General features: G+C 66.6%; 1 protein-coding gene. It reads right to left on the bottom strand.

The features are described from left to right. On the bottom strand, positions 1-3,442 hold a 3,442-nt coding region (locus tag GF399_09435; protein MBD3400541.1), incomplete at both ends, for a DUF4157 domain-containing protein.

Genomic DNA, 3,442 nt, shown 5'->3' on the forward strand with positions numbered 1-3,442 from the left:
GATCTTGATCGCCACAGCCTTGGCCTTCTTCACCACCCACTGGATCGCCTTGTTGATCGGCTTGCGGACCTGCTTGATGATGTCCTGCACCTTGTCCGCCAGGCCACCCAGGCCGAGCAGGTCGGCCAGGAAGCCGATGACAGTGGGCAAGGCCTGGGAGAGGGCGTTCTCCACGAAGTTGGCCGCCGCCGAGAGGTTGCCCGAGGCGATCTCCACGATGGAGTCGATGATCGAGTTGACCAGCGTCATGAGCCGGCTGGCGTTCTCGATAAACCACTTGACAACGCGGATGATCGACTGGACCGCCTTGACGAACGCCCCCGCCGGCCCGCCGAGCATGCTGACCAGCCACTCGATGCCAGACTTGATCACCTGCTCGATCACCATATCCTTGATCGCGTCGATGACCATGGTCTTCAGGTCGCCGATCATGCCCTTGATGTACTCCCACAGCCCGGCCAACCCCTCGGTGCGGATGATCTGGAAGATCTCCCACGCCGTCTCCAAGGCGCTGACGATCTGCTCGCCCTTGGGGCCGAGGGCCTGGACGACCTGGGCGCGGATGTTCTCGTAGGTCAGCCCCAGCACCTGGAGCACCAGGTTGAGGATGCCCTTGAGGTCGAACTTCTCCGGCAGGGTGATGCCCGCGGGCCCGAGGGCGCCGGTGAGCCAACCGACCAGCGCCGACTGGAGATGGCTGCCGATGTTGCCCACGAACTGCATCAGGCCCTGCTTGATCGCCTCTAGTAGGTTCTTGAGGAACTGAACCGGGTCCTCGATGATCATCTCGATGGCGCCGGCGGCGCGAGATAACATGCCCATCAGCATGTCTTTCAGCTCCAGGATCGTCTCGATCACGCCAGCGATGGCGTCCTTCGCCTTGTCGATCAGGCCCTTGTTGGCCGCCTTCAGCTCCTCAATACGGGCGTCGATCTCCTGCAGCTTGTCGTTGTACTTCTGGGCCAGATCGCTAACCAGCTGGTCCTGCTTCTCGTAGACGCTCTGCTCTAGCTCGTCGAACTTGCCCTGGATCTGCTGGGCGGCTTCCTGCCCGACCTGCTGCAGTTCGGGGTCGAGACCGGCGACGTATTCGTCGATCTTCTGCCGGCCCTTGGCGATCTCCTCTTTGGCTCGGTTCAACTCATTGGCCACGTGCTCGGCGATGGTCGTGAGGACAGCCTCCATATCCTCAATGTATTGCCCTCGTGCATCGAGATAAATCTGGTTGATCTCGTCTGGAGGTCCTTTGACCAGGTCGATGCCCCACAGGATCAGTCCGTCGGGACGGCCCAGGTAGCGACGAATCTTGTAATCCCTCACGCCGCGATCGACGTCGTCCTCAAATTTCTGCTTGGCGGTACTGGCGCCGTTCTCGAACTCGGTATTGACCCAGTCATCCAGGTCATCGAAAATACCCTGGACTTCGTCCCTGGTCTCCTGGTACAGGGAGGCGATGTGATCGGCCACATCTTTACGCGCAGCCTCGTCCTCGGTCTTCGTCTCGCCTTGGATCCCGAAGACGTTCTCCAAGAGCGCCGTCCGCTCCTGGCGCATAGCCTCGGCCTTCTCCTCGGCCGTCATCTCGGCCTCGCCCTGGGCCTGGGCCAGCGTCGACTCTTCGTCAGCGCGGTATTGCTGGGGTGCCTCTTCGGCGTGGGTCTGCGCCTCGTTCTTCGAATCGAGGGCGCTCTGGAACTCGGGCTCGTTGCTCTTCTCCAGCTGCTCCTCGGTGACGTTGGCACCGGCCATCTGCTGGTCGAGCTCGGCGCTGCTCTGCTGGATCGGCGCCTCGACCTCGCTCTGGCCCTTCGGTTTGGGGGCTGCATCCTGCGCGCCGATGGGACCAGGGCGCTCGCCGGGGTCGGCGCCTTCCAGCGGCTCGACCGGCTTGGGCTCGATGCCGCTCTCGTCCGGCTCTTCCTCGGACTTCTCCTCGATCTTCTCTTCCGACTCCTGCTTTTCTTCTTTGACGCCGTCGGAGATCGCCTGCTTCGCCTGGTCGATCTGGTTGTTGCCCTTGAAATTCTCCGCATCCTCCAGGGTCTGTGGGGCGGTCTTTTCAATCTCCGCCATCAACGCGGCAACAAAATCGGCAGCGTTGAACTGCCCGGCGGGCTGGGCCTCCATCTCGCCCACCTGGTTCCCCTGGGCGGCCATCTCCACGTCACTGCCGGCGGGATCGGCTGCGGCCTGAGCCGCGGCCGATTCGCCCTCAGCCGGCGCGTGAGTCTGCTCCTGCGCTGCCGCGGCCTCGCCGCGCCCCACCACTGCCTGGAAGGCGGGATCCTCTTCTGGGGACTTGGGCGCCGTATCGCCGGCGGGAGCGGCGGCCTCCTTCGCGCCGCCGGGAGCGGGGCCAGCACCGTTGCCGCCCGGCGCAGGCGTCTTGGTCGCCGCAGGCTCAACGGCCTGGGGCGCCGCACCGCTCTCGGGCGTCTGCTCCGCCGTAGGGGCAGACGCGCCATTTCCGCCCGGAGCCGGAGCTTGTTCGGTGACTGAGGGGCCACCGTCGGGCGTCTGTTCCGCCGCAGGAGCGGGTCCGCCGTTTCCGTCAGGTGCGGGGGCCTGCTCGGTCTTCGGAGCGCCACCGCCAGCGGGCGCCTGGTCAGCTGCAGCCGCGGACGCGCCGTTTCCACCAGGCGCCGCGGCCTGTTCGGCCGCTGGCGCCGACGCACCATTTCCGCCGGGAGCGGGACCGGTTGCCGTGGGCACGGGGGTTGATGGCTCAGCGGTGGTCGGGGTCGACCCACCGCCGGGCTGTGCGGCCGGCGCGGGGGCGAGACCCGATCCGTTGCCACCGGGGGCGGAAGCTTCGCCCATGGGTGCCTTGCCGTTGCCACCCGGCGCTGTCGCCTCGGCACCGGTAGGAGATGCATCCTTCTTGCCGCCGGCCTCGCCGGTCGAAGGCTCTTTCGTCTTCTCCTCGGCCGCGGGAGCCGGGGCGCCACCGCCGCCGGCTGCCGCACCGCCGCCGGCTGCTGCACCGCCGCCGCCACCGCCACCGAAGGCGGCCTCGTCGGCGGGGACCTCGAAGCTAATGGGCGTGGTGGGGACGTCGACGGTGCCAACGTCGGCGGCGTCGACATCGGAGCTGGTGACCTGGTCCTTCGCCTGCTTCACCGCTTCCTCCATCGTCATCGGCTGGCGGTGGAGCCGGGCTTGGACCTCTTTCTCATCCAGCTGAGGTGAGAGAGCGGGGGATACCTCTTCCTCCTCATCTTCGGGGGCACGGGTCAGCTGTCCCGCCCCACCCTGCTGCACCACGTGCGTCAGCTCGTGCGCCATCAGCTGGCGGCCGTGCGGGGTGCCCGGCGCGTACTCGCCGCTGCCGAACACGACGTCCGAACCCATCGTGTAGGCGCGCGCGTTCAGCCCCTGCGCCGTCTGCGCCGCCGTCGCGTCGCTGTGGACGCGCACGCTGCTGAAATCGGCCCCGAAACGC

The sequence above is a fragment of the Candidatus Coatesbacteria bacterium genome (genome assembly GCA_014728225.1).
In the GTDB taxonomy this organism is placed as follows: domain Bacteria; phylum RBG-13-66-14; class RBG-13-66-14; order RBG-13-66-14; family RBG-13-66-14; genus WJLX01.